This window comes from Microbacterium oxydans (genome assembly GCF_900095745.1).
GTDB classification, from domain to species: domain Bacteria; phylum Actinomycetota; class Actinomycetes; order Actinomycetales; family Microbacteriaceae; genus Microbacterium; species Microbacterium oxydans_B.
Map to the genome: position 1 here is coordinate 407,322 of NZ_FMIR01000019.1, position 21,706 is coordinate 429,027.

A 21,706-nucleotide genomic window follows, 5' to 3' on the forward strand; every position below is an offset into this window, starting at 1 on the left:
TCAAACTTCCTTAATAACAGTCGGATCGATGAGCACGTCGTCGCCGTCGATCTGGACGACGTAGACCGGAACGGGCTCATATGCGGGGAGATTCTGGGGCTTGCCGGTGAGCAGCGAGAACGCGGAGCCGTGAGCCCAGCACTCCACCGTGTCACCTTCGACGAAGCCTTCGGACAGCGAGATGTCGCCGTGTGTGCAGGTGTCGCCGATGGCGTGGATGACTCCCTCGCCGTCTTTGATCACCGTGATCGGCACGCCGCCCGGATCGACACGCAACGGCATGTCCTGCTCGAGGTCGGCGACTCCGCAGACGCGTTCGGCGGTCATGCACTCACCTCGGCCAGCTCCGTCTCGATCGCCGCCAGAAGCTCGGCCTCGAGGGCGGGGATGCCGAGGCGCTGCACGATGTCGGTGAGGAAGCCGAGCACGACGAGCCGACGTGCCTCCTCCTCGCTGATACCGCGCGCCTGCAGGTAGAACAGCTGCTCGTCGTCGAAACGACCGGTCGCACTCGCGTGTCCGGCGCCGAGGATGTCGCCGGTCTCGATCTCGAGGTTCGGGATCGAGTCGGCGCGGGCACCCTCGGTGAGGACCAGGTTGCGGTTGGCCTCGTAGGAGTCGGTGCCCGTGGCGTCGGCTCCGATCAGCACGTCGCCGATCCAGACGCTGTGCGCGCCCTGCCCCTGCAGCGCACCCTTGTAGAGGACGTCACCCTTGGTGTGCGGTCCCTTGTGGTGCAGGTACACCTGGCTCTCCAGGTGCTGCCCGGCGTCTGCATAGGACAGGCCGTAGAGGTACCCCTCAGAGCCGGCGCCTGCGAGCTCGACGTTCGGGTTGACGCGCACGACGCCGCCGCCGAAGCTCACGACGAAGTGCTTGAGCGTCGCATCCGCGCCGACCCGCGCCTGGTGCGCAGACGCGTGCACCGCGTCGTCCGCCCACTGCTGCAGGCTGATGACCGTGAGCTTCGCACCGTCGCGGACGATGATCTCGAGGTTCTGCGCATACTGGGCGGACCCGGTGTGCTGCAGGACGACCGTCGCCGAGCTGTGCTCGAGCGCCTCGATCACGATGTGCGCGTCGGCACGACGGTCGGCGCCGAGACCGGCGATGGAGACGAAGATCGGCTCGGCGACCTCTTCTTCGCGCGGGATCCGCACGTGGAGGGCCTCAGCGGATCCCTGCCAGGCCACGGCCGCGGTGACGTCTTCCGCGAGGAAGATCTCGCCACGGGGGGCGGTGCCGATCGCGAGCGGGGCGGCGATGTACTGCTCCCCCTCGTTGACCGTGTAATCGACGCCGTCGTTCTGCGAAGCCACCTCGAACAGCGAAGTGAGCTGCGCGACCGGGGTGTGCTTCCAGTTGACCTCACGCCCGGTGGGGGCACCGAAGTCAGCGGGCTCGAAGGAGTGCGGACGCTCTGAGCGCGTCTGCACCGGGACGAATCCGGCTGCGGCCACCTGGGCTGCGGGGTCGATGTGCGCGTTCGTGTGCTGCGCCTCGGCAGGCGCTGTCGTAGCGGCGGTCACTAGCCGACCGATCCTTCCATGCCCATCTCGATGAGCTTGTTCAGTTCCATCGCATATTCCATGGGCAGCTCGCGCGCGATCGGCTCGATGAAGCCGCGCACGATCATCGCCATCGCCTCGTCCTCGGGCATGCCGCGGGACTGCAGGTAGAACAGCTGCTCCTCGCTGACCTTGGAGACCGTGGCCTCGTGTCCGAGCTGCACGTCGTCGACACGGATGTCGATCGCCGGGTAGGTGTCGGAGCGGGACTTGGTGTCCACCAGCAGGGCGTCGCAGCGCACGGTGTTCGCGGAGTGGTGTGCCGCGGCATCCACTCGCACCTCACCGCGGTAGCCCGCACGACCGCCACCGCGGGCGATCGACTTCGAGACGATCGACGACTGCGTGTACGGAGCCATGTGGATCATCTTTGCGCCGGCGTCCTGGTGCTGACCGGGACCGGCGAAGGCGACAGAGAGCGTCTCGCCCTTGGCGTGCTCGCCCATCAGGTAGATCGACGGGTACTTCATCGTCACCTTGGAGCCGATGTTGCCGTCGACCCACTCCATGGTCGCGCCCTCATAGGCCACGGCACGCTTGGTGACCAGGTTGTAGACGTTGTTCGACCAGTTCTGGATCGTCGTGTAGCGAACGCGGGCGTTCTTCTTCACGATGATCTCGACGACGGCCGAGTGCAGCGAGTCCGACTTGTAGATCGGAGCCGTGCAGCCCTCGATGTAATGGATGTAGCTGTCTTCGTCTGCGATGATCAGGGTCCGCTCGAACTGGCCCATGTTCTCGGTGTTGATGCGGAAGTACGCCTGCAGCGGGATCTCGACGTGCACGCCCTTGGGGACGTAGACGAACGAGCCACCCGACCACACGGCCGTGTTCAGCGCGGCGAACTTGTTGTCGCCGGCCGGGATGACCGTGCCGAAGTACTCCTCGAAGAACTCGGGGTGCTCGCGCAGGGCCGTGTCGGTGTCCATGAAGATGACGCCCTGCGCCTCCAGGTCCTCGCGGATCTGGTGGTAGACGACCTCGGACTCGTACTGGGCGGCGACACCGGCGACGAGACGCTGGCGTTCGGCCTCGGGGATGCCGAGGCGCTCGTACGTCTCGCGGATCTCGACAGGCAGGTCCTCCCAGGACTGCGCCTGCTTCTCCGTGGAACGCACGAAGTACTTGATGTTGTCGAAGTCGATCTCGCTGAGGTCGGCGCCCCAGGTCGGCATCGGCTTCTTCCCGAAGAGCTGGTACCCCTTGAGACGGGTTTTCAGCATCCATTCGGGTTCGTTCTTGAGTGCAGAGATTCCTCGCACGACCTCTTCCGAGATCCCGCGTTTGGCGATGGCGCCGGCGGCGTCCTCATCGTGCCAGCCGAATTCGTACACCCCCAGACCGTCAAGCTCCGGGCGGTCGATCAGTACATCCGACATCCAACACTCTCCTCACAGGTCCCAAACGGTGTCATCCGCCCCGACACACCTGATCCCCGTCGAGTCTGCGGGAGCGGGTGCCGTTGGTGGGCCCTCATCACCGGCGCTTCCATCGCGCCTAAACTGTTGTCGATGCTTCAGCGCGGTCAGCGCTCATCGCAACAATCCGATTCTACAGGTTCCGCCTGACAGACGGGCCATGCCCGCAGGTTCCAGCGCGGTCCGGAGGACTAATGCCCGAGACGACGATCCCCGCCTCCACTCCGACGCAGACGGCTCCGCCCCGTTCTGCTCCGTGGGGACGAGCGCTGACGGTCTTCGCATGGCTCTCCTTCATCAGCGAGACCATCATCATCGGCACCGGCGGCGCCGTGCGCCTCACCGGATCGGGCCTCGGATGCTCCGACTGGCCGCTGTGCACGCCGGACTCCCTGGTCCCCATTCTCGAGGTGCAGGGCATCCACGGCATCATCGAATTCGGCAACCGCCTGATGACGGGCGTGGTCGGGATCATCGCGCTGGCCGTCGTGCTGCTGGTCCTGCATCTCTTCAGCGGGAAGCGCGGCCTCGTCACCGCGCTCTGGTTCGCCGCCGGCGGCATCGTGGCAGCCGTCGCCGCGTTCGGCATCGCCGCCCCCCTGCACTTCCCGGCCTCCCCCATCGCGCTCGGGGTCCTCCTGATCGCCGTCATCGCGGCGGCGGTCCGCTCCGTCCGCACGACGCCCGCACGACGTGACCTGGTCCTGCTCGCGTGGCTCGTACTCATCGGGGTGGTGGCCCAGGCGCTCGTCGGCGGCATCACGGTGCTGACGGGTCTGAACCCCTTCATCGTGGGCTTCCACTACACGTCGTCCCTGCTGCTCGTCTGCATCACCGCGGCTTTCCTGGTGCGCCTGAAGACGGACGGCGGGCCTCGTGAGCGCGCGGTTCCCGCGTGGTTCTCCGCCGTCACCCATGTGACCGGCCTCGCACTCGCCGTGACGATCGTCTTCGGCGTGCTGACGACCGGGTCCGGTCCCCACTCCGGCGATGCCGACGTGCTGCGACACGGCTTCGATGCGACCGTGCTCGCCCACGTGCATTCGTGGCCCGGCTACATCCTGGCCGCGCTCGTGCTGTTCCTCACGGTCGCCGCCTGGGTGCTGCGCCTGGAGCCGCGGCGCTGGCTCCTCGTGCTGGTGCTCGCGATCCTGGTGCAGGTCGGCGTCGGGATCTGGCAGGCACGTGAGGGACTGCCTCCGCTGCTGGTCGGCATCCACATGGTCCTCGCCTCGCTCTCCGCCGCCACGTACACCGTGGTCGTGCTGCACCTGAAGCGCTCGGTGCCCACCGACGACTGAGCCCGCACAGGCGATCCACAGCTCGCACATCGCCGACTCATCAGCGCGTCCGCGATCGTGGACGACATGAACAAGTCACTCTCACGCAGCATCGGATTCTGGCTCCTCCTCGTCGTTTCCCTCGCCACGACGGCTGTCGGCGGATGGCTCATCTCCGGTCAGATCGGGACGATGACGGCCACCCTGCTCGACGGTACGGCCACGGGCGTCGAGGTCTACGTCGGCCAGTCGCTCGTCGTCGTGGGCGCAGGCGTCCTGGCCGCGGGCATCGTCGGCATCCTGCTCACCCTCGGGCTCGTCGCAGCACGCTCGCTCGTCCCCGCTCCCGCCCCGGCCGTCGTCGAGGCGATCGACTGGACCGCCGAGACGACGCAGACTCCGGTCGAGACCGCCACGTCCGAGACCACCGCGTCCCCCGAGGCAGCGCCCGCATACGACGCCGCTGCGGTCGACGTGGTCCCCGCCGCTGACGCGGACGACGCCGCTCGGGATGACGCGCCCACGACCGAGGCGAAGCCGGACGACTCGACGATCACACGCTGATCTTCTCGCGAAAACAACGACGGAGCGGCGCCGAGGAATTCGGCGCCGCTCCGTCGTTTCAGAAGCGTCGGGTCAGAACGGCAGCAGCGGGTCGATCGCGACCGCGACGAAGATCAGCGTCAGGTAGGTGATCGAGGCGTGGAACACGCGCATGGGCCGCGGCTCGGTACCGTGCACGGCACGGTTGTAGAGCCGGTGCGACTCGTAGATGAACCATCCGCCGAAGACCGTGGCGGACACGGTGTACACCAGACCCATGTTCGCGATCGGGACGAGGAGGAGCGAGCACGCCACCGTCGCCCACGCGTAGAGGATGACCTGGAGGCCGACCTGCGAGGCGTTGCGGGTGACACCCAGCATCGGCACATCGACGTCTTCGTAGTCGTCCTTGTACTTCATCGACAGCGGCCAGTAGTGCGGCGGCGTCCAGAGGAAGATCAGGAGGAAGAGGACGAACGCCGGCCAGTCGAGCGAGCCGGTGACGGCGGACCAGCCGATGAGCACGGGGAAGCACCCGGCGATGCCGCCCCAGATGATGTTCTGCTCGGTGCGGCGCTTGAGGATCATCGTGTAGATCACGACATAGAAGAAGATCGCGGTCGCGGACAGGGCTGCGGCGAGCCAGTTGGTCGTGGCGAGCAGCCAGACCGTCGAGACGATCGCGAGCGTCCAGGAGAAGATCAGCGCGCCGCGCGGGCTGATCTCGCCCGTGACCAGCGGTCGATTCTCGGTGCGGTGCATGTGCGCGTCGATGTCACGATCGAGGTACATGTTGAATGCGGCGGCGGAACCGGCGCTCAACGAGCCGCCGATGACGGTCGCCAGCACCAGCCACAGGTTGGGCAGTCCGCCCTGCGCCAGGAACATCACCGGAACGGTCGAGACGAGCAGAAGCTCGAGGACACGCGGCTTGGTGAGCGTGATGTAGGCCTTCACCGTGCGACCGATGGACGACTTCCTCACGGTCTGATCAGACATCGTCGAGATCTCGATCGCCTCCTCTGCACGTGTGACCGGACAACCTCTCCAGTGTATGACACCGGATGACGCCATCCGCGCCGTCCGCTCGCGTAGCACGACAGTCGTCTTCGCTATGCTGAGAGCACTCGCGCGCCCGGCGCTGCGCACACCCCTCCACTCGTCTCCGCGACGGTGCAGGATGCGCCAGGGAAGTTGCGGATGCGCCAGGGAATAAGGGCGCCCTCGAAACTGTCGGAAAGGGCATGAACGTGTCGGAATTGCAGTGGGATGAGATCGATCGACGCGCGGTGGATACCGCCCGAATCCTGGCGGCCGATGCCGTCGAGAAGGTCGGCAACGGTCACCCCGGCACGGCCATGAGCCTCGCGCCGGCCGCGTACCTCCTCTACCAGCGCGTGCTGCGCCACGACCCGACCGACGTCGACTGGCTGGGCCGCGACCGCTTCATCCTCTCTGCAGGGCACTCCTCGCTCACGCAATACGTGGAGCTCTACCTCGGCGGCTTTGGCCTGGAACTCGACGACCTCAAGGCGCTGCGCACCTGGGGTTCGCTGACGCCGGGTCACCCGGAGTACGGCCACACCAAGGGCGTCGAGATCACCACCGGTCCGCTCGGCCAGGGCCTCGCCTCCGCCGTCGGCTTCGCCTACGCCGCCCGCTACGAGCGCGGCCTGTTCGACCCCGAGGCGGCCGCCGGCACCAGCCCGTTCGATCACTTCGTCTACGTGGTGGCCGGCGACGGCGACCTGCAGGAGGGCGTGACCAGCGAGGCATCCTCGCTCGCGGGCCACCAGCAGCTCGGCAACCTGATCGCGATCTACGACTCCAACCAGATCTCGATCGAGGATGACACCAACGTCGCCTTCACCGAAGACGTCGCGAAGCGCTACGAGGCCTACGGCTGGCAGGTGCAGACCGTCGACTGGAAGAAGACCGGCGAGTACGTCGAAGACGTCGCCGAACTCTTCGCCGCGATCGAGGCCGCCAAGGGCGAGACTTCGAAGCCCTCGCTCATCATCCTCAAGACGATCATCGGCTGGCCGTCGCCCGGCAAGCAGAACTCCGGCAAGATCCACGGTTCCGCGCTCGGTGCCGACGAGCTGGCCGCAACCAAGAAGGTTCTCGGCTTCGACCCCGAGGAGACCTTCGCGGTCGCCGACGACGTGCTTGCGCACACCCGTGGTCTCGCCGCCCGCGCCGCCAAGGCCCGCGCCACGTGGCAGGAGTCCTTCGACGCCTGGGCCGCCGCGAACCCCGAGAAGAAGGAGCTTCTCGACCGTCTCGAGGCGCAGGAGCTCCCCGCCGACATCACGGCCGCACTCCCCGTGTTCGAATCCGGCAAGGAGGTCTCGACCCGCGCCGCATCCGGCCAGGTCATCAACGCCCTGGCCGCCGAGCTCCCGGAACTGTGGGGCGGTTCGGCCGACCTCGCCGAGTCGAACCTCACCACGATCAAGGGTGCGCCCTCGTTCATCCCGGCCGAGTGGTCGACACACGAGTGGTCGGGCAACCCGTACGGACGAGTGCTGCACTTCGGCATCCGCGAGCACGCGATGGGTGCGATCGTCAACGGCATCGTCCTGCACGGCAAGACCCGCGCATTCGGCGGCACCTTCCTCATCTTCAGCGACTACATGCGTCCCTCGGTCCGTCTCGCGGCGCTCATGAACATCCCGAGCATCTTCGTCTGGACCCACGACTCCGTCGCCCTCGGTGAGGACGGACCGACCCACCAGCCGATCGAGCAGCTGGCGACGCTGCGGGCGATCCCGAACTTCACGGTCGTCCGCCCCGCCGACGCGAATGAGACCTCTGCCACCTGGCTGGAGATCCTCCGCCGCCACGAGGGACCGGCCGGCATCGCGCTGACCCGCCAGAACATCCCGGTGTTCGAGCGCGGCGAGGGTGCAGCCTCCGGCGACACGTTCGCTTCGGCGGACAACGCGGCCAAGGGTGCCTACGTCCTCGCCGAGGCGCCGAACGGCACGCCGGACGTCATCATCGTGGCCACCGGCTCCGAAGTGCAGCTCGCCGTGAACGCCCGCGAGGCGCTGGCCGCCGAGGGCGTGAACGTCCGCGTGGTCTCCGCTCCGTCGCTGGAGTGGTTCGACGAGCAGGACGAGGCCTACCGCGAGAGCGTGCTGCCCGCATCCGTCACCGCTCGTGTCTCCGTGGAGGCAGGCTCCGTGCTCTCCTGGCGCGGAATCGTGGGCGACCGCGGCCGTTCGGTCGGCATCGACCACTTCGGCGCCTCCGCCGACTACAAGACCCTGTTCGAGAAGTTCGGCATCACGACCGAGGCCGTCATCGCGGCCGCACGCGAGACCATCGCCGCAAACAGCACCAAGGAGAACGCATGAGCACCCCCACCGCACAGCTCGCCGCCGCAGGTGTCAGCATCTGGCTCGACGACCTCTCCCGCACCCGCATCGACTCCGGCAACCTCGCCGAGCTGATCTCGTCGCGCAACGTCGTCGGCGTCACGACGAACCCGACTATCTTCGCGAACGCGATCACCGACAAGAGCAACACGTCGTACGACGCGCAGGTCACCGAGCTCGCCGCCTCCGGCGCGAGCGCCGAGGAAGCCGTCTTCGCCGCCACGACCCAGGACGTCGGCGCCGCACTCGATGTGTTCCGACCCGTCTGGGAAGCCTCGGGACATGTCGACGGCCGCGTCTCGATCGAGGTCTCCCCCGACCTCGCTCACGACACCGCAGGCACCGTCGCGCAGGCGAAGGAGCTGTGGTCCAAGATCGACCGCCCCAACCTCCTCGTCAAGATCCCGGCGACCAAGGCGGGGCTTCCGGCCATCACCGAGGCGATCGCGACCGGCATCAGCGTCAACGTCACGCTGATCTTCAGCCTGGAGCGTTACGCCGAGGTCATCGACGCCTACCTGACCGGTCTGGAGCGCGCGCACGGCGCCGACTTCGACCTGTCGAGCATCCACTCCGTCGCCTCGTTCTTCGTGTCCCGCGTCGACACCGAGACCGACAAGCGACTCTCTGCGATCGGCACGCCCGAGGCCGAGGCGCTCAAGAGCAAGGCCGGGCTCGCCAACGCGCGCCTCGCCTACGAGCTCTTCGAGCAGAAGTTCGCCGAGAAGCGCGCGCAGGACCTGATCAAGCTCGGCGCGAACCTGCAGCGTCCGCTGTGGGCCTCGACGGGCGTCAAGGACCCGGCGCTCCCGGACACCCTGTACGTGACCGAACTCGTCGCCGAGGGCGTGGTGAACACCATGCCCGAGAAGACCCTCGAGGCGACGTTCGATCACGGCGTCATCGCCGGTGACACCATCACGGGCGGCTACGCGGAGGCGCACCAGGTGTTCGACGACCTCGCCGCCGTCGGCATCGACCTCACCGACGTCACGCAGGTCCTGGAGGACGAGGGCGTCTCGAAGTTCATCGACTCCTGGCACGACCTGCTGGGTCAGGTGGCCGAGGCTCTGGAGTCCCAGCGATGACCTTCTCGATCCACACGTCCGGCGCGGCGCGCGCCGCGATCGATGAGACCGTGCCCAGCCTGGTCCACGATCTCGTCGCATCGCGCATCACCGGCGGCGACGCCACCCTCTGGGGTGCGGCCGCCGAGGCCGAGGCCACCGTGCGCCTCGGCTGGGTGGAGGCCGTCTCGATCTCCCGCCCGCTCGTCGCCGAGATCGTCGCCCTGCGCGCCGATCTGAACGCCAAGGGCGTGACCCGCGTGGTCCTCGCCGGCATGGGCGGCTCCTCACTCGCTCCCGAGGTCATCGCGCAGACCGCCGGCGTACCGCTCACGATCCTCGACTCCACGGCCCCCGGCCAGGTGCTCGCCGCTCTCGACGAGGGACTCGCCGACACCGTGCTCGTCGTGTCGTCGAAGTCGGGCTCCACCGTCGAGACCGATTCGCAGCGCCGCACCTTCGAAGCCGCCTTCCGCGACCTCGGGATCGATCCGGTGGAACGCATCGTCGTCGTCACCGACCCGGGCTCCCCTCTCGACGTCTCGGCCCGCGAAGCGGGATACCGCGTCTTCAACGCGGACCCGAACGTCGGCGGCCGCTACTCGGCACTCACGGCTTTCGGTCTGGTGCCTTCGGGTCTCGCGGGCGTCGACATCGACGAGCTCCTGAACGAGGCCGAGGCTTCGTCGCTCGAGGTCGCGGTCGACTCCGCCGAGAACCCCGCGCTCCGTCTGGGCGCGGCGATCGCCGCGACGAACCCGCGGCGCGACAAGCTCGGCCTGATCACCGACGGCACGCACATCAAGGGTCTGCCGGACTGGATCGAGCAGCTCATCGCCGAATCGACCGGCAAGGACGGCACCGGCATCCTCCCGGTGGTCCTGCTCCCGGTCTCCCCCGAGCTCGACCCGGTACCCGCCGACCTGCAGATCGTCCGCCTGGTCGACGACGCCAACGAGTTCCACCTGCATGAGCGCCACGAGGGCGAGATCCTCGTCAGCGGCACACTGGGTGCGCAGCTCATCGTCTGGGAGTACGCGACCGCGATCGCCGGCCACCTGCTCCGCATCAACCCGTTCGATCAGCCCGACGTCGAGTCGGCGAAGATCGCCGCCCGCGGCCTCCTCGACGCTCGCCCGGAGCCGACCGCTCCGGCCTTCGTCGAGAACGGCGTCGAGGTGCGCGTGTCCGATTCGGCCCTCGCCGCCTCCGGCACGGTCGAGGGCGTGCTCGACGCGCTCTGGGCGCAGCTCCCGGCCGACGGCTACGTGTCCATCCAGGCATACGTCAACCGCCTCGAAGTTCCGCAGCTCCAGGGCCTGCGCGAGCTCGTCGCAGCCGATTCGGGTCGCCCCACCACGTTCGGATGGGGCCCGCGTTTCCTGCACTCGACCGGCCAGTACCACAAGGGCGGACCGGCGCAGGGCGTGTTCCTGCAGATCTTGGAGCGCACCGAGGTCGATCTCGAGATCCCGGATCGCCCGTTCACTTTCGGGCAGCTCATCCAGGCACAGGCCGCCGGTGACGCCGCCGTGCTCGCCGAACACGGCCGCCCGGTCGTCACGCTGACGATCACCGAGTCCTCGGACGACGTGCTCGCCCTCTTCGAAGCCGCACAGAAGTAACAGCAGGAGAATCCCCCACCCATGTCTGTTCCCATCTCGCGCGGGCACAACCCGCTGCGTGACCCCGATGACCGCCGTCTCAACCGGATCGCGGGGCCCAGCGCCCTCGTGATCTTCGGCGTCACCGGAGACCTGTCGCGCAAGAAGCTGATGCCCGCGGTCTACGACCTCGCCAACCGCGGTCTGCTCCCGCCGGGGTTCGCCCTCGTCGGGTTCGCCCGCCGCGACTGGGAGGACCAGGACTTCGCCCAGGTCGTCTACGACGCGGTCAAGGAGCACGCCCGCACCCCGTTCCGCGAGGAGACGTGGACGCAGCTGCTCCAGGGCATCCGGTTCGTCTCCGGCGAGTTCGACAACCCCGACTCTTTCCGCAAGCTCCGCGAGACCATCGAGAAGCTCGACGTGGAACGCGGCACGATGGGCAACCACGCGTTCTACCTGTCGATCCCGCCGAAGGACTTCCCGCTCGTCGCGAAGCAGCTGAAGGATTCGGGTCTCGTCGGCGAGAACAGCGATGATGACGAGCGCTGGCGCCGCGTCGTGATCGAGAAGCCGTTCGGGCACGACCTCGAATCCGCCCGTGCGCTCAACGCGGCGCTCGAGGTCGCGTTCCCCGCGGACTCGATCTTCCGCATCGACCACTACCTCGGCAAGGAGACGGTCCAGAACATCCTGGCGCTGCGCTTCGCGAACGAGCTGTACGAGCCGATCTGGAACCGCAACTACGTCGACCATGTGCAGATCACGATGGCCGAGGACATCGGCGTCGGCGGTCGAGCCGGGTATTACGACGGTATCGGCGCCGCGCGCGACGTGATCCAGAACCACCTGCTGCAGCTTCTCGCGCTCACCGCCATGGAGGAGCCCATCAGCCTCTCGGCGGAGCACCTGCGTGCCGAGAAGGAGAAGGTGCTCGCCGCGGTGCACGTGCCGGACGACCTCTCCCTCGCCACGGCTCGCGGCCAGTACGCGGGCGGGTGGCAGGGCGGCGACAAGGTCACCGGCTTCCTGGATGAGGAGGGCATGAACCCCGACTCCACCACCGAGACGTATGCGGCCATCAAGCTCGAGATCGACACCCGTCGCTGGGCCGACGTGCCGTTCTACCTGCGGACCGGCAAGCGTCTCGGACGCCGTGTGACCGAGATCGCCGTGGTCTTCAAGCGGGCCCCACAGCACCTGTTCGGGCGTGGCAACGCCTCGGAGCTCGGGCAGAACGCGCTCGTCATCCGTGTGCAGCCCGATGAGGGTGTGACGATCCGCTTCGGATCCAAGGTGCCCGGCAGCGGGAGCAACGTGCGCGACGTCACGATGGACTTCGGCTACGGCCACGCCTTCACCGAGGCGAGCCCCGAGGCCTACGAGCGTCTGATCCTCGACGTCCTCCTGGGCGACCCGCCGCTGTTCCCGCGGCACGAGGAGGTCGAGCTCTCCTGGAAGATCCTCGACCCCGTGGAGAAGTACTGGGCGGCCGTCGGCGGTCCGGTGGAGCAGTACGCTCCGGGCTCGTGGGGTCCGGCATCCGCCGACGACCTGCTGGCCCGCGACGGACGAGTCTGGAGACGCCCGTGATCATCGACCTTCCCGACACGACCGTCAGTCAGGTCGCCAAGCAGCTCGTCAAGGTGCGCGAAGAGGGCGGCGCCGTCGCCCTCGGCCGTGTGCTCACCCTGGTCATCGCCGCCCGCAACGGTGTCGCCGAAGCGGCCATCGATGCGGCCAACGACGCATCGCGTGAACACCCCATGCGCGTCATCGTCATCACCACGGGCGACGGCGATTCCCGCCTCGATGCCCAGATCCGCGTGGGCGGCGACGCCGGCGCGAGCGAGGTCGTCGTGCTGCGTGCCTATGGGGACGCCGCGAGCAATGAGGAGAGCCTGATCACCGGTCTCCTCCTGCCTGACGCTCCCGTGGTCGCCTGGTGGCCGGAGGATGCTCCGACCTCGCCGTCGACGTCACCGCTCGGCCGCATCGCCCAGCGCCGCATCACCGATGCCGCCACCTCGCCCGACGTGCGCGATCGGCTCGCGCTGCTCGGACGCACCCACGCCCCCGGAGACACGGACCTCGCCTGGACGCGTCTGACGCACTGGCGGGAGCAGCTGGCCGCTGTGCTCGATCAGCCGCCGTACGAGCCCATCACGGGTGTCGAGGTGCGCGGTGGGTCGGCTTCTCCGTCGACCGCGCTGCTCGCCGCCTGGCTGCAGATGGCTCTGGGCGTTCGCGTGCGCTGGTCGTATGAGAACCCCGAGCACTGGCAGGAGGGCATCAAGTCGGTCCGTCTGACCCGCGCCTCCGGCGACATCCTGCTCGAGCGGCCCTCGCCCGGCATCGCCATCCTCACGCAGCCGGATCAGCCGAACCACGACCTCCACCTACCGCGCCGCACGCTCCGCGAATGCCTCGCGGAGGAGCTGCGCAGGCTCGACCCCGATGTCCTGTACGGTCGAGTCATCACCGAGGGCTGGGAGAAACTGGGTCCGCCCGAGACTGGAGAGTGACGTCGATGCCGGTATCGTCCGCAGAGAAGCGGGTCGTGGTGGAATCCACCCCCGCCGCCCTCGCCGCCCGAGTAGCAGACCGTTTCCTCACGCGTGTTCGCGCGCGCACACGGAACGGTCGAGTCGCCCACATCGCCCTCACGGGAGGTTCGATGGGTGGTGCCGTGCTGCGCGTAGCGGCGGACGATCCGCGGTCGGCCGCGATCGACTGGTCGCTCGTGCACTTCTGGTGGGGTGACGAGAGGTTCGTCCCGCGAGACGACGCGGACAGGAACTCCCTGCAGTCGCGCGAGGCGCTCCTCGACCACATTCCCGTGCCCGCCGAGAACGTGCACGAGGTGGCAGGGCCGGAGACCGGGCTCACGCTCGACGAGTCGGCCGCGGCATATGCCGCCGAACTCGCCCGTTTCGGCACCGACGAGCACCCGTGGCCGTCGTTCGCCGTCTGCTTCCTGGGCGTCGGCCCGGACGGACACATCGCCTCGCTGTTCCCGGATCGGGAGGAAGTCACGGTCACCGACGCCGCTGCGCTCCCCGTCCGCGATTCTCCGAAACCCCCGCCCGAGCGCGTCACGCTCACGCGCCCGGTGCTCAACTCATCGAAGCGGGTGTGGCTCGTGCTCACCGGCGCCGACAAGGCCTCGGCACTCGGACTCGCCCTCGCCGGTGCGAGCTACACGAGCGTGCCGGCTGCCGGCGCCAAGGGGCGCAAGCGCACCGTGTTCTTCGTGGATGAGGCCGCCGCCTCCGAGGTCTCACCCGACCTCATCGATCAGGCGTACTGACCGTCGCGTCGCTCCCGGTCCTCGTTCGGGCGGCTACGGCTGCTCGGGGGGACCGGAGCGGCCCGGCGGCAGGTCGCCGTCGTCCGGGCTCTCCGGGCGATCGGGAGTGTCGACGCCCGCGGCCCGCGAGGTCGAGGGGTCGCCGGAAGCTCCCTGACTCTGCGCGGCGGGCGTGCTCCCGCGCTCGATTCCCAGCTCCTGGCTGTCGCTGAGCACCTGCGGGTGGTAGCGGGCGAGGCCCACCACTCCCCACACGGCGATGGCTCCCGCGATCGCGAAGATCACCATGACCCATGGCGGTGCAGCTGCGGCCTCGCCGAGAACGACCATGCCGATCACGACGGCCACCAGCGGATCGACGACGGTGAGACCGGCGATCACCAGGTCGGGCGGGCCCGAACTGTAGGCGGTCTGCACAAAGTAACCGCCGACCGCGGCCGCGGCGAGCAGGGCGAAGACACAGATCGCGGTGATCCACTCGAACTGACCGGCCTCGATGCGCTTGATGACGACCTTGGCGAGGGTGGCGACGAAGCCGTAGAGCACGCCGGCGCCGACCACGTAGAACAGCGCGCGCATGCGGTGACGGAGTATCAGCCAGCAGGCACCGAGGATGATGATGACCACCAGCAGGAGGGCCAGGATCACGAAGAGCTCGCGATCGGTCACCTCCTGCTCGGTCGCGTAGATCGCGGCGAAGAAGACGAAGAGGAAGATGCCTCCGACGCAGCAGGCTATGGCTGTGAGCGACTGTCTCGTCGGACTGTGACCGGAGACCCTCGCATTCAGCAGCGTCGTGATGACGAGTGCGATCGCTCCCAGTGGCTGGACCACGATCAGCGGCGCTCGGACGAGGGCCGCGAGCTGACAGATGACCGCGAGCCCGAGCATGAGCGTTCCGACCAGCCAGGACGGCCGAGTCAACAGCCGCTTGATCTGGTTGAGGCTGAGTCCCGACGCCCCATCAGCGCCGCTGAGACGCTCGACCTTCTCGACGCCGCGATGCTGGTACTGCGCGCCGAGCGACATGAACACCGCTCCGGCGAGGGCGAGAGGGATCCCCAGGAGGATTCCGGGGTCCTGGAAGGCTCCGACGAGCTGATCGCCGACCTGTTCGGCCCCGTTCATCCACACCCCAGCAGTCACGGTACGAGCCTACCGGGCGAGCGCCGCCGACTAGGGTTGTGACGTGGCTGTACTTCCGATTCGCATCATGGGCGACCCCGTCCTGCACTCCCCCGCATCCCCCGTCGACGAGATCACCGACGACATCCGCACGCTCGTCGCCGACATGTTCGAGACGATGGACACCGCGCCGGGCGTCGGGCTGGCCGCCCCGCAGGTCGGCGTCCCCCTGCGCATCTACACCTACGCCTACGTGGACGACGACGATCAGCCGTGGCGCGGCGTGCTCATCAACCCCGAGCTCTGGATGGTGCCGTTCGAACCGGGCGACCCCGACCCCGACCTCGAATCCGAGGGCTGCCTCTCCTTCCCCGGCGAACGATTCCCGCTGCGTCGCTCGGAGCGGGTCCACGTGACCGCGACCGATCTGGAAGGTCGACCGGTCACGATCGACGTCGACGGATGGCGCGCCCGGATCATGCAGCACGAGTTCGATCACCTCGACGGCATCCTCTATGTGGATCGTCTCTCGGACGGCGACTGGAAGACGGTGCAGAAGATCGCCCGTAAGCGCGGCTGGGGGCGTCCGGGGGCGAGCTGGATGCCCGGCGTGGACGACCTCGAGGGCTGAGCCGCAGCACAAGCGGACATCGTGTCCCCGAAGGCACGAAGGAAGACCAACATGAAGCCGTACGAACGGACCCCGCTGCTCTTCGCCGCGTGTGCCCTGACAGTCGCGGTCGCCCTGACCGGCTGCGGAACCGCCGACCCCTCCCCGGAACGCAGCGCGACGGGCGACGGCGCCGGTGTCGCGAAGAGCGAGACTCCCGCTGTGGCTGTCGGCGACTGTCGCCTCGAAGCCACCAGCGGCCTTCCCGAAGACGCGGAAGTCGTCCCCTGCGCCGAACCCCACGACGAAGAGGTCTTCCACGAGATCGAGATGCCCGGCGGCGCCTTCTCGCAGAAAGCGATCGAAGCCGCCACCCTCGACTGCATCGGGGATCCGTTCACGGACTTCGTCGGGGTACCGCGGCAGGAATCCGCGCTCGGCGTGTATCTCATCCCCCCGACGGAGGAGACATGGGACCAGCCCGGCGGGCGCGTCGTCTACTGCGTGCTGGTCGACCCAGCGGGGCAGACCGAGGGAACGCTCGAAGGCGCCGCGCGCTGACCACACAGCCTCACCGGTGGCTCTCAGCCGTCCGATGCGCGCAGCGCGAGCCACGCGGCGACACGATCATCCGGGTCCGCCAACGACAGCCCAATCAGATCCTCGATCCGCCGGATGCGTGCCGTCAGGGTCTGTCGGTGGATCTGCAGGCGGCTGGCGCTCTCGCCCCACGCACTGTTGGTGGCGAGGAAGACCCGCAGCGTCTCGATGAGTTCGGTTCCTTGATCCCCCGAACGGAGCGGATCGAGCAGTCGGCCGATCCGCTGCGCCTGCTCCGGGGCGAGTTGCTCAAGCACGAAGGAAACAGTCGGAATCGCGGCGTAGCTCACCACGCGTTCACCACTGGTACGGGCCGCCTCGCACGCCTGACGCGCCTCATCGACACTTCGCGCCAGCTCATCCGTGCCGGCCGACCGCCCGAGACCGAGGTAGAGCGTCGATGCGAAAGCACGGACCCTGTGCGCGATCTCCTCCGCGTGCTCCTCGCGCAGGAGCCCATGGATGAAACCGCGCTGAGACGTGAAAACGTGCTCGGCACCCAGCTCGTCGAGCCAGAGCGCGAGCAGATGCTCGACATCGACGCCGCTCGTGCGCGATGCCAGAGCAAATCCCACCAGCGTCCGTTCGTGCACGCCCCAGCGACGGAGCAGACGCATGGCTCCGTCGCCGCCCTCGAGAACCGTTTCGAGCATCATCGATCGGCCGAGACGCTCGAGATGACTGCTGTCGCGCGTTCTCATGAGGAGGTCGAGCAGCGCCGCGGCCTGCGAGCTGAGCTCTCTCCCTCGACCGGAGCTGTCGTTTCGCGGAGCGGTGACGAGTCGTGCGCTGATGTCCTGCCCCGGCCCCACCGGATGGACCTGCAGGGCGCGGTGACGCACACGGACCGGGCGGCCGGTCGCGACCGCCATCGCGTCGTCGATGTGCAGGCTTCCCGCTCCCGCCGTCGTGATCACCTCGCCATGCCGGTCGAGGAGCACGGCCCACCCGTCGATCCGGTGTGCGAGTTCGGCGATGACGCCCGTGATCCCGCTGCGTCGAGCCGCGAGCGTGAGAACCCGCATCGCCGAGGTGATCGCTCTCGCCTCCGCGGCCTGGTCAACGGCGAGGAGGGCCGTGAGCCGAGGCATGAGCAGTTCCTGCGATGTACGTGCACCAACGATCGCGGTGATCCGCGCTGCGGAGAGCACCTGACGCAGAGGAGGTGTGTCGGCGCTCGTGACGAGCACGACCTCCCTCAGGAGTGCGGCTCGCTCCGGATCGTCGATGAGCGCGAGGATCGGCTGCTCATCTGTCGTCACGAGTGTCGCGAAGAGTCGATCGGTCGGGACGCCGAACGAATCGATCCTGACGACCGAATTCACGTGCCGGGCGCTCGGGACCTCGCCCTGCAGCAGTTCGCCGTCGAGGTACCGCGCTACGGAGACGACATCACGAACCATGTCTCGATCATACGAAATGTCGAGTGCAGGCCACGCCTTTCACACATTTGTCGGATGCTCTGACCGGGCGCGCTCTCCTAGCATCGTGCGCATCCCCTCTCCACCCGAAGGATGTCATGAAAGCTGTTGTCTTCCGCGATCCGCAGTCTCCGATCGAGTTCGTCGACGTCGACCTCGCACCCCCGCGCGCCGGCGAGGTCCGCGTGCGAATCGCCGCCGCCGGCGTGTGCCACTCCGACCTGCACGTCAAGCGTGGTGAGTGGGACGCCGCCGCTCCCCTGGTCATGGGCCACGAAGGATCCGGCGTCGTCACCGAACTCGGCGAAGGCGTCACGACACTCGCCGTAGGCGATCACGTCGTGCTGAGCTGGGTGCCGCCGTGCGGCGAGTGTCGATACTGCCGCGCCGGGCACGAGGCTCGCTGCCAGAAGGTCGCGACCGTGGTCGCACCGCTCGGTGTGCTGTTCGACGGGACCTCGCGTCTCAGCCGCGACGGCGAGCCGCTGCACCACTATCTCGGTGTCTCCTCCTTCGCCGAGGAGGTCGTGGTCCCGGCATCCGGTGCCGTGAAGGTCCGCGACGACGCACCGCTCGACGTCGTCGCCGTCGTCGGCTGCGCTGTCGCGACGGGGGTCGGCGCCGTACTCAACACCGCCGCCGTCGAGCCTGGTGCCACCGTCGCGGTCATCGGCTGCGGCGGCGTGGGACTCAACGTGGTCCAAGGAGCACGCCTCGCCGGTGCGGAGCGCATCGTGGCGATCGACGTACGCCCCGAGAAGACCCAGCTCGCCCTGCAGTTCGGCGCGACCGACCGCATCGACGCCTCGCAGGGCGATGCCGTCGCACAGCTGCGCGAGCTGATCCCCGACGGGGTCGACTACGCCTTCGATGCGATCGGACGCACGATCACGACGGAGCAGTCGATCCAGATGCTCGGACTCGGCGGCGCCGCGGTGATCGTGGGTCTCCCGCCGACCGGGGCGCGCGCCTCCTTCGAACCCCTCGTCCTCGCCGAAGCCGACCAGCGCATCCTCGGATCGAACTACGGCTCCGTCCGGCCCTCCATCGACGTTCCCGCGCTCGTGGACCGCTACATGGATGGGCAGCTCAAGATCGACCCGCTGATCTCCGGACGGCGACCGCTCTCCGAGGCCGCAGCCGCGCTCGACGATCTCGAGACCGGTTCGGCACTTCGCACGCTCCTCATCCCCTGACCGCACACCGCATCCCCACCCTGAAACCCGAATACAGGAGAACCATGTCAGACACCGTCGTCGCCCCGCCTGGTGCCCCCAAGGATGCCGGTCTTCGCACCGGCGTCATGAGCGGGCCGGAACTCGCGGCCCAGGCCATCGCCAACATCGCCCCCAGCGCCGTCATCGCCTTCACCGCGGCGGCCATCTTCCTCGGTGCAGGCAACGGCACCATCTACGCCTTCGCCCTCGCGACCATCGTCATCCTCTGCGTCGGCTACTGCGTCGTCGTGTTCGCCCGCAAGCACGCATCTGCCGGGTCGCTGTACACGTACGTGTCGAAGGGACTCGGACCGTTCGGCGCCTTCCTCGCCGGGGTCACCCTGCTGATCGGCTGCTTCGGCATCGCGTCCGCCTCCCTCAGCGGTTCCGTCAGCTACATGGCGCAGTTCCTCCGCATGCTCGGGCTTCCCGCTCAGGGACTCGGATGGGACATCGGGCTCGCGATCATCCTCGGCGGACTGGCGACCCTGTTCACGATCCGCGGGATCCGCCTGTCCGCGCGCATCTCGCTCGTTCTCGAACTCCTCTCCGTGGGCATCATCCTCGTGCTCCTGGTCGCAGCGCTCATCTGGGCCGGACCCGCCGCGTGGGACCCCGCTCAGGTGCTCGCCACCGGATCCTCGTTCCAGGGGGTCGCGTCGGGCATGGTGCTCGGCATTCTCGGGTTCGTCGGGTTCTCCTCCGCTGACGCACTCGGTCGCGAGGCCAAGGAGCCGTACAAGGCGATCCCCCGCGCGATCATGTGGAGCGCGCTCGGCGTCGGTGTCCTCTACGTGTTCGCCGCGTATACGCAGATCACGGTGCTGGGCGACGACCTCGCCACCTCAGCCAGCCCGCTGGAGAGCATGTCGGCTCTCATCGGCATGCCGAGCTGGTTCGCCGCCGCCCTCACGATCGGGGTCTCGGCCTCGTTCTTCGCGGTCGTCGTCGCTCCGCTCAACGTGATCGGACGCATCGTGTACGTCATGGGCAAGGAGGGCGTGGTCGCCGAGCGGTTCGGTCGCACCCATGAGCAGCACCTGACCCCGCACCGTGTGCTGATCATCGCCGGCGCAGCCGCGATCGCGGTCGACATCGTGCTGCTGATCTCGGGCGCGGCGACCGGCGACATCCTCGTCTGGGTGAACACCTGGGGCACCTACGGCTACATGGTCGCCTATGCCCTCGTCGCGATCGCCTGCGTCGTCTACACGCAGCGGGCGAAGATGCGCAACGGTCTCGTGAAGGTGTGCGCGACCATCGCGGTGGTGACCATGGCGTACGTGTTCTTCGCGAACGTCTGGCCAGTCCCGGCGTTCCCGTACAACGTGATCCCGTACATCTTCCTGGCCACCGTCGCCCTCGCGCTGACCCGGTACCTCTACCTTTCGCGTCGTCGACCCGACGTGATCGCGAGGATCGGCAACACCGAGACGAGCGCCATGGAGGGCGTGGGCTGACACCGTCTTCCCCGCTGACGAGAAGGGCCCCTTCGGCCGAAGGGGCTCTTCTCCTCGGATCAACTGTTCGACCCCGCACCTGAACGAGAAAAGCCCCCTCCGTGGAGGGGGCTTTTCTCGTTGGCTCCCCGGCTTGGACTCGAACCAAGAACCTGCCGGTTAACAGCCGGCTGCTCTGCCAATTGAGCTACCGAGGAATGTGCCCGCTCAGCGGGCAACTCGACAAGCTTAGCAAACTCCGGACCGACTTCATGACACCGGGGCACCCTTCACGGATGCCGGGCGTGTCGTGCTCAGCGGCGAGAATCCGACTCCGCATTCGGCACCCACAGCAGGTCCCGTCCGACGCCACGGGCGACCACGTGACCGGCACGCAGCATCAGAGTCTCGGCGTTGAGCTCGCGGATGAAGTCCGCATCGTTGGTGACGAGAAGCGCGGCCATCCCCTGCTCCTTACGGCGTCGGGTGATGGCATCGAAGACCACCGGTCGCACTTCGAGGTCGAGGTTCGCGAGGATCTCGTCGGCGATCAGCACCTTCGGCTCCAGGACGAACGAGCGCGCGATCGCGACACGCTGGCGCATGCCGGCGCTGAGCTCGTACGGGAACTTGGCCGCAGTGCCGAGCGGGAGGTGCAACTCGTCCAGGAGGGTCGCGACGCGGATCGAGAGCGCCTTGGTGTTGACCTTGCGCTCGCGGACGAGGATCGGCTCGGCGATGACCTCGTTCACGGTCAGCCGCGGCGGCAGGTCCGCACCCGCCCCCTGCGGGACGAAGCCCGTGCGGTAAGTGAGGATGCGGTGTTTGCGTCCCGGCCGGCGCACGTCGACGCCGCACACCTGAGCGCTTCCGCCGACGACCTTCACCGAGGGGTCGGTGGAACCGGCGAGAGCGGCGACCAGAGTCGACTTCCCGGAACCCGTGGGGCCGGCGACGCAGATCAGTCCCCCGGGAGCGAGAGAGAAGGTGACGCCGTCAACGGCGCGGGTCGGCATCCCGTGGCCGATCCGGTCGATCACGAGATCGGAGCTATCGATCGCGTTCGTGGATTCTGGCCTGCGGGACATGTGTCCATCCTGCCGTCTTCGCGGTGCCGGACA

General features: G+C 68.0%; 19 protein-coding genes and 1 tRNA gene. 12 read left to right on the forward strand and 8 right to left on the reverse strand.

Translation table 11 applies throughout. The features are described from left to right. The 3 genes from BQ2383_RS17505 to sufB are packed head-to-tail and all read right to left on the reverse strand — an operon-like array spanning position 1 to position 2,947. Positions 1 to 327, reverse strand: coding sequence for a non-heme iron oxygenase ferredoxin subunit (locus tag BQ2383_RS17505; RefSeq protein WP_017830403.1), 327 nt, complete (start codon positions 325 to 327; stop codon positions 1 to 3). After that, positions 324 to 1,529, reverse strand: a complete 1,206-nt coding sequence (sufD, locus tag BQ2383_RS17510; RefSeq protein ID WP_091036870.1) for a Fe-S cluster assembly protein SufD — start codon at positions 1,527 to 1,529, stop codon at positions 324 to 326. The genes BQ2383_RS17505 and sufD overlap by 4 nt, the downstream gene beginning before the upstream one ends. Then, positions 1,529 to 2,947 (reverse strand): Fe-S cluster assembly protein SufB, encoded by a 1,419-nt coding sequence (gene sufB / locus BQ2383_RS17515; protein WP_091036873.1) that lies wholly within the window; start codon positions 2,945 to 2,947, stop codon positions 1,529 to 1,531. The genes sufD and sufB overlap by 1 nt, the downstream gene beginning before the upstream one ends. Positions 2,948 to 3,180: 233 nt before the next feature. On the opposite strand from sufB, the gene BQ2383_RS17520 reads away from it, so the two are divergent. Then, a complete protein-coding gene (locus BQ2383_RS17520; RefSeq protein ID WP_091036875.1) occupies positions 3,181 to 4,287 on the forward strand; it encodes a COX15/CtaA family protein in 1,107 nt (368 codons plus the stop codon). A 66-nt stretch (positions 4,288 to 4,353) separates the two neighbouring features. Beyond that, positions 4,354 to 4,830, forward strand: a complete 477-nt coding sequence (locus BQ2383_RS17525) for a hypothetical protein (RefSeq protein WP_091036878.1) — start codon at positions 4,354 to 4,356, stop codon at positions 4,828 to 4,830. A gap of 72 nt (positions 4,831 to 4,902) precedes the next feature. Here the strand turns inward: BQ2383_RS17525 and BQ2383_RS17530 are convergent, their stop codons facing one another. Further along, on the reverse strand, positions 4,903 to 5,808 hold the full coding sequence (locus BQ2383_RS17530) for a heme o synthase (RefSeq protein ID WP_029261751.1): 906 nt from the start codon (positions 5,806 to 5,808) through the stop codon (positions 4,903 to 4,905). Positions 5,809 to 6,059: 251 nt separating this feature from the next. On the opposite strand from BQ2383_RS17530, the gene tkt reads away from it, so the two are divergent. Genes tkt through pgl form a run of 6 tightly spaced genes read left to right on the forward strand, consistent with a single transcriptional unit; the run spans position 6,060 to position 14,173 of the window. Further along, entirely contained in the window at positions 6,060 to 8,171 is a 2,112-nt protein-coding gene (gene tkt, locus BQ2383_RS17535) for a transketolase (protein WP_091037646.1), read from the forward strand. After that, positions 8,168 to 9,280, forward strand: coding sequence for a transaldolase (gene tal, locus BQ2383_RS17540; protein WP_091036881.1), 1,113 nt, complete (start codon positions 8,168 to 8,170; stop codon positions 9,278 to 9,280). Before tkt ends, tal begins: the two co-directional genes overlap by 4 nt. Continuing rightward, on the forward strand, positions 9,277 to 10,884 hold the full coding sequence (locus tag BQ2383_RS17545) for a hypothetical protein (RefSeq protein ID WP_091036884.1): 1,608 nt from the start codon (positions 9,277 to 9,279) through the stop codon (positions 10,882 to 10,884). Before tal ends, BQ2383_RS17545 begins: the two co-directional genes overlap by 4 nt. A 21-nt stretch (positions 10,885 to 10,905) precedes the next feature. Beyond that, on the forward strand, positions 10,906 to 12,456 hold the full coding sequence (zwf, locus tag BQ2383_RS17550; RefSeq protein ID WP_029261747.1) for a glucose-6-phosphate dehydrogenase: 1,551 nt from the start codon (positions 10,906 to 10,908) through the stop codon (positions 12,454 to 12,456). Next, complete coding sequence (locus BQ2383_RS17555) at positions 12,453 to 13,388, forward strand: glucose-6-phosphate dehydrogenase assembly protein OpcA (protein WP_029261746.1); 936 nt, start codon at positions 12,453 to 12,455, stop codon at positions 13,386 to 13,388. The genes zwf and BQ2383_RS17555 overlap by 4 nt, the downstream gene beginning before the upstream one ends. Before the next feature lie 5 nt (positions 13,389 to 13,393). Then, a complete protein-coding gene (gene pgl, locus BQ2383_RS17560; protein WP_208617693.1) occupies positions 13,394 to 14,173 on the forward strand; it encodes a 6-phosphogluconolactonase in 780 nt (259 codons plus the stop codon). 33 nt (positions 14,174 to 14,206) lie between these two features. Here the strand turns inward: pgl and BQ2383_RS17565 are convergent, their stop codons facing one another. Beyond that, positions 14,207 to 15,301, reverse strand: a complete 1,095-nt coding sequence (locus BQ2383_RS17565) for a DMT family transporter (protein ID WP_244176061.1) — start codon at positions 15,299 to 15,301, stop codon at positions 14,207 to 14,209. Between the two features lie 61 nt (positions 15,302 to 15,362). On the opposite strand from BQ2383_RS17565, the gene def reads away from it, so the two are divergent. Together def and BQ2383_RS17575 are read left to right on the forward strand one after the other, a co-directional pair. Next, entirely contained in the window at positions 15,363 to 15,929 is a 567-nt protein-coding gene (def, locus tag BQ2383_RS17570) for a peptide deformylase (protein ID WP_091036889.1), read from the forward strand. A 51-nt stretch (positions 15,930 to 15,980) separates the two neighbouring features. Further along, positions 15,981 to 16,469, forward strand: coding sequence for a septum formation family protein (locus BQ2383_RS17575; RefSeq protein WP_091036891.1), 489 nt, complete (start codon positions 15,981 to 15,983; stop codon positions 16,467 to 16,469). Between the two features lie 23 nt (positions 16,470 to 16,492). Here the strand turns inward: BQ2383_RS17575 and BQ2383_RS17580 are convergent, their stop codons facing one another. Then, positions 16,493 to 17,911 (reverse strand): PucR family transcriptional regulator, encoded by a 1,419-nt coding sequence (locus tag BQ2383_RS17580; RefSeq protein ID WP_091036893.1) that lies wholly within the window; start codon positions 17,909 to 17,911, stop codon positions 16,493 to 16,495. Between the two features lie 116 nt (positions 17,912 to 18,027). On the opposite strand from BQ2383_RS17580, the gene BQ2383_RS17585 reads away from it, so the two are divergent. Beyond that, the gene (locus tag BQ2383_RS17585) at positions 18,028 to 19,125 is read left to right on the forward strand and encodes an alcohol dehydrogenase catalytic domain-containing protein (protein ID WP_091036896.1); all 1,098 of its coding nucleotides are present in this window, start codon (positions 18,028 to 18,030) and stop codon (positions 19,123 to 19,125) included. A 44-nt stretch (positions 19,126 to 19,169) separates the two neighbouring features. Next, on the forward strand, positions 19,170 to 20,606 hold the full coding sequence (locus tag BQ2383_RS17590; RefSeq protein ID WP_091036898.1) for an APC family permease: 1,437 nt from the start codon (positions 19,170 to 19,172) through the stop codon (positions 20,604 to 20,606). 121 nt (positions 20,607 to 20,727) lie between these two features. Here BQ2383_RS17590 and BQ2383_RS17595 read toward each other — a convergent pair. Together BQ2383_RS17595 and BQ2383_RS17600 are read right to left on the reverse strand one after the other, a co-directional pair. Beyond that, positions 20,728 to 20,803, reverse strand: a tRNA-Asn gene (locus tag BQ2383_RS17595). 96 nt (positions 20,804 to 20,899) lie between these two features. Further along, complete coding sequence (locus tag BQ2383_RS17600; RefSeq protein ID WP_091036901.1) at positions 20,900 to 21,673, reverse strand: ATP-binding cassette domain-containing protein; 774 nt, start codon at positions 21,671 to 21,673, stop codon at positions 20,900 to 20,902. Positions 21,674 to 21,706 lie beyond the last annotated feature (33 nt).

Coding starts and splice junctions, on each gene's coding strand:
- BQ2383_RS17505 (WP_017830403.1), bottom strand. CDS start 327: ATGACCGCCGAACGCGTCTGCGGAGTCGCCGACCTCGAGCAGGACATG.
- BQ2383_RS17565 (WP_244176061.1), bottom strand. CDS start 15,301: ATGAACGGGGCCGAACAGGTCGGCGATCAGCTCGTCGGAGCCTTCCAG.
- sufB (WP_091036873.1), bottom strand. CDS start 2,947: ATGTCGGATGTACTGATCGACCGCCCGGAGCTTGACGGTCTGGGGGTG.
- BQ2383_RS17530 (WP_029261751.1), bottom strand. CDS start 5,808: ATGTCTGATCAGACCGTGAGGAAGTCGTCCATCGGTCGCACGGTGAAG.
- BQ2383_RS17575 (WP_091036891.1), top strand. CDS start 15,981: ATGAAGCCGTACGAACGGACCCCGCTGCTCTTCGCCGCGTGTGCCCTG.
- BQ2383_RS17585 (WP_091036896.1), top strand. CDS start 18,028: ATGAAAGCTGTTGTCTTCCGCGATCCGCAGTCTCCGATCGAGTTCGTC.
- BQ2383_RS17600 (WP_091036901.1), bottom strand. CDS start 21,673: ATGTCCCGCAGGCCAGAATCCACGAACGCGATCGATAGCTCCGATCTC.
- pgl (WP_208617693.1), top strand. CDS start 13,394: ATGCCGGTATCGTCCGCAGAGAAGCGGGTCGTGGTGGAATCCACCCCC.
- BQ2383_RS17580 (WP_091036893.1), bottom strand. CDS start 17,911: ATGGTTCGTGATGTCGTCTCCGTAGCGCGGTACCTCGACGGCGAACTG.
- BQ2383_RS17525 (WP_091036878.1), top strand. CDS start 4,354: ATGAACAAGTCACTCTCACGCAGCATCGGATTCTGGCTCCTCCTCGTC.
- tal (WP_091036881.1), top strand. CDS start 8,168: ATGAGCACCCCCACCGCACAGCTCGCCGCCGCAGGTGTCAGCATCTGG.
- BQ2383_RS17590 (WP_091036898.1), top strand. CDS start 19,170: ATGTCAGACACCGTCGTCGCCCCGCCTGGTGCCCCCAAGGATGCCGGT.
- BQ2383_RS17520 (WP_091036875.1), top strand. CDS start 3,181: ATGCCCGAGACGACGATCCCCGCCTCCACTCCGACGCAGACGGCTCCG.
- zwf (WP_029261747.1), top strand. CDS start 10,906: ATGTCTGTTCCCATCTCGCGCGGGCACAACCCGCTGCGTGACCCCGAT.
- BQ2383_RS17545 (WP_091036884.1), top strand. CDS start 9,277: ATGACCTTCTCGATCCACACGTCCGGCGCGGCGCGCGCCGCGATCGAT.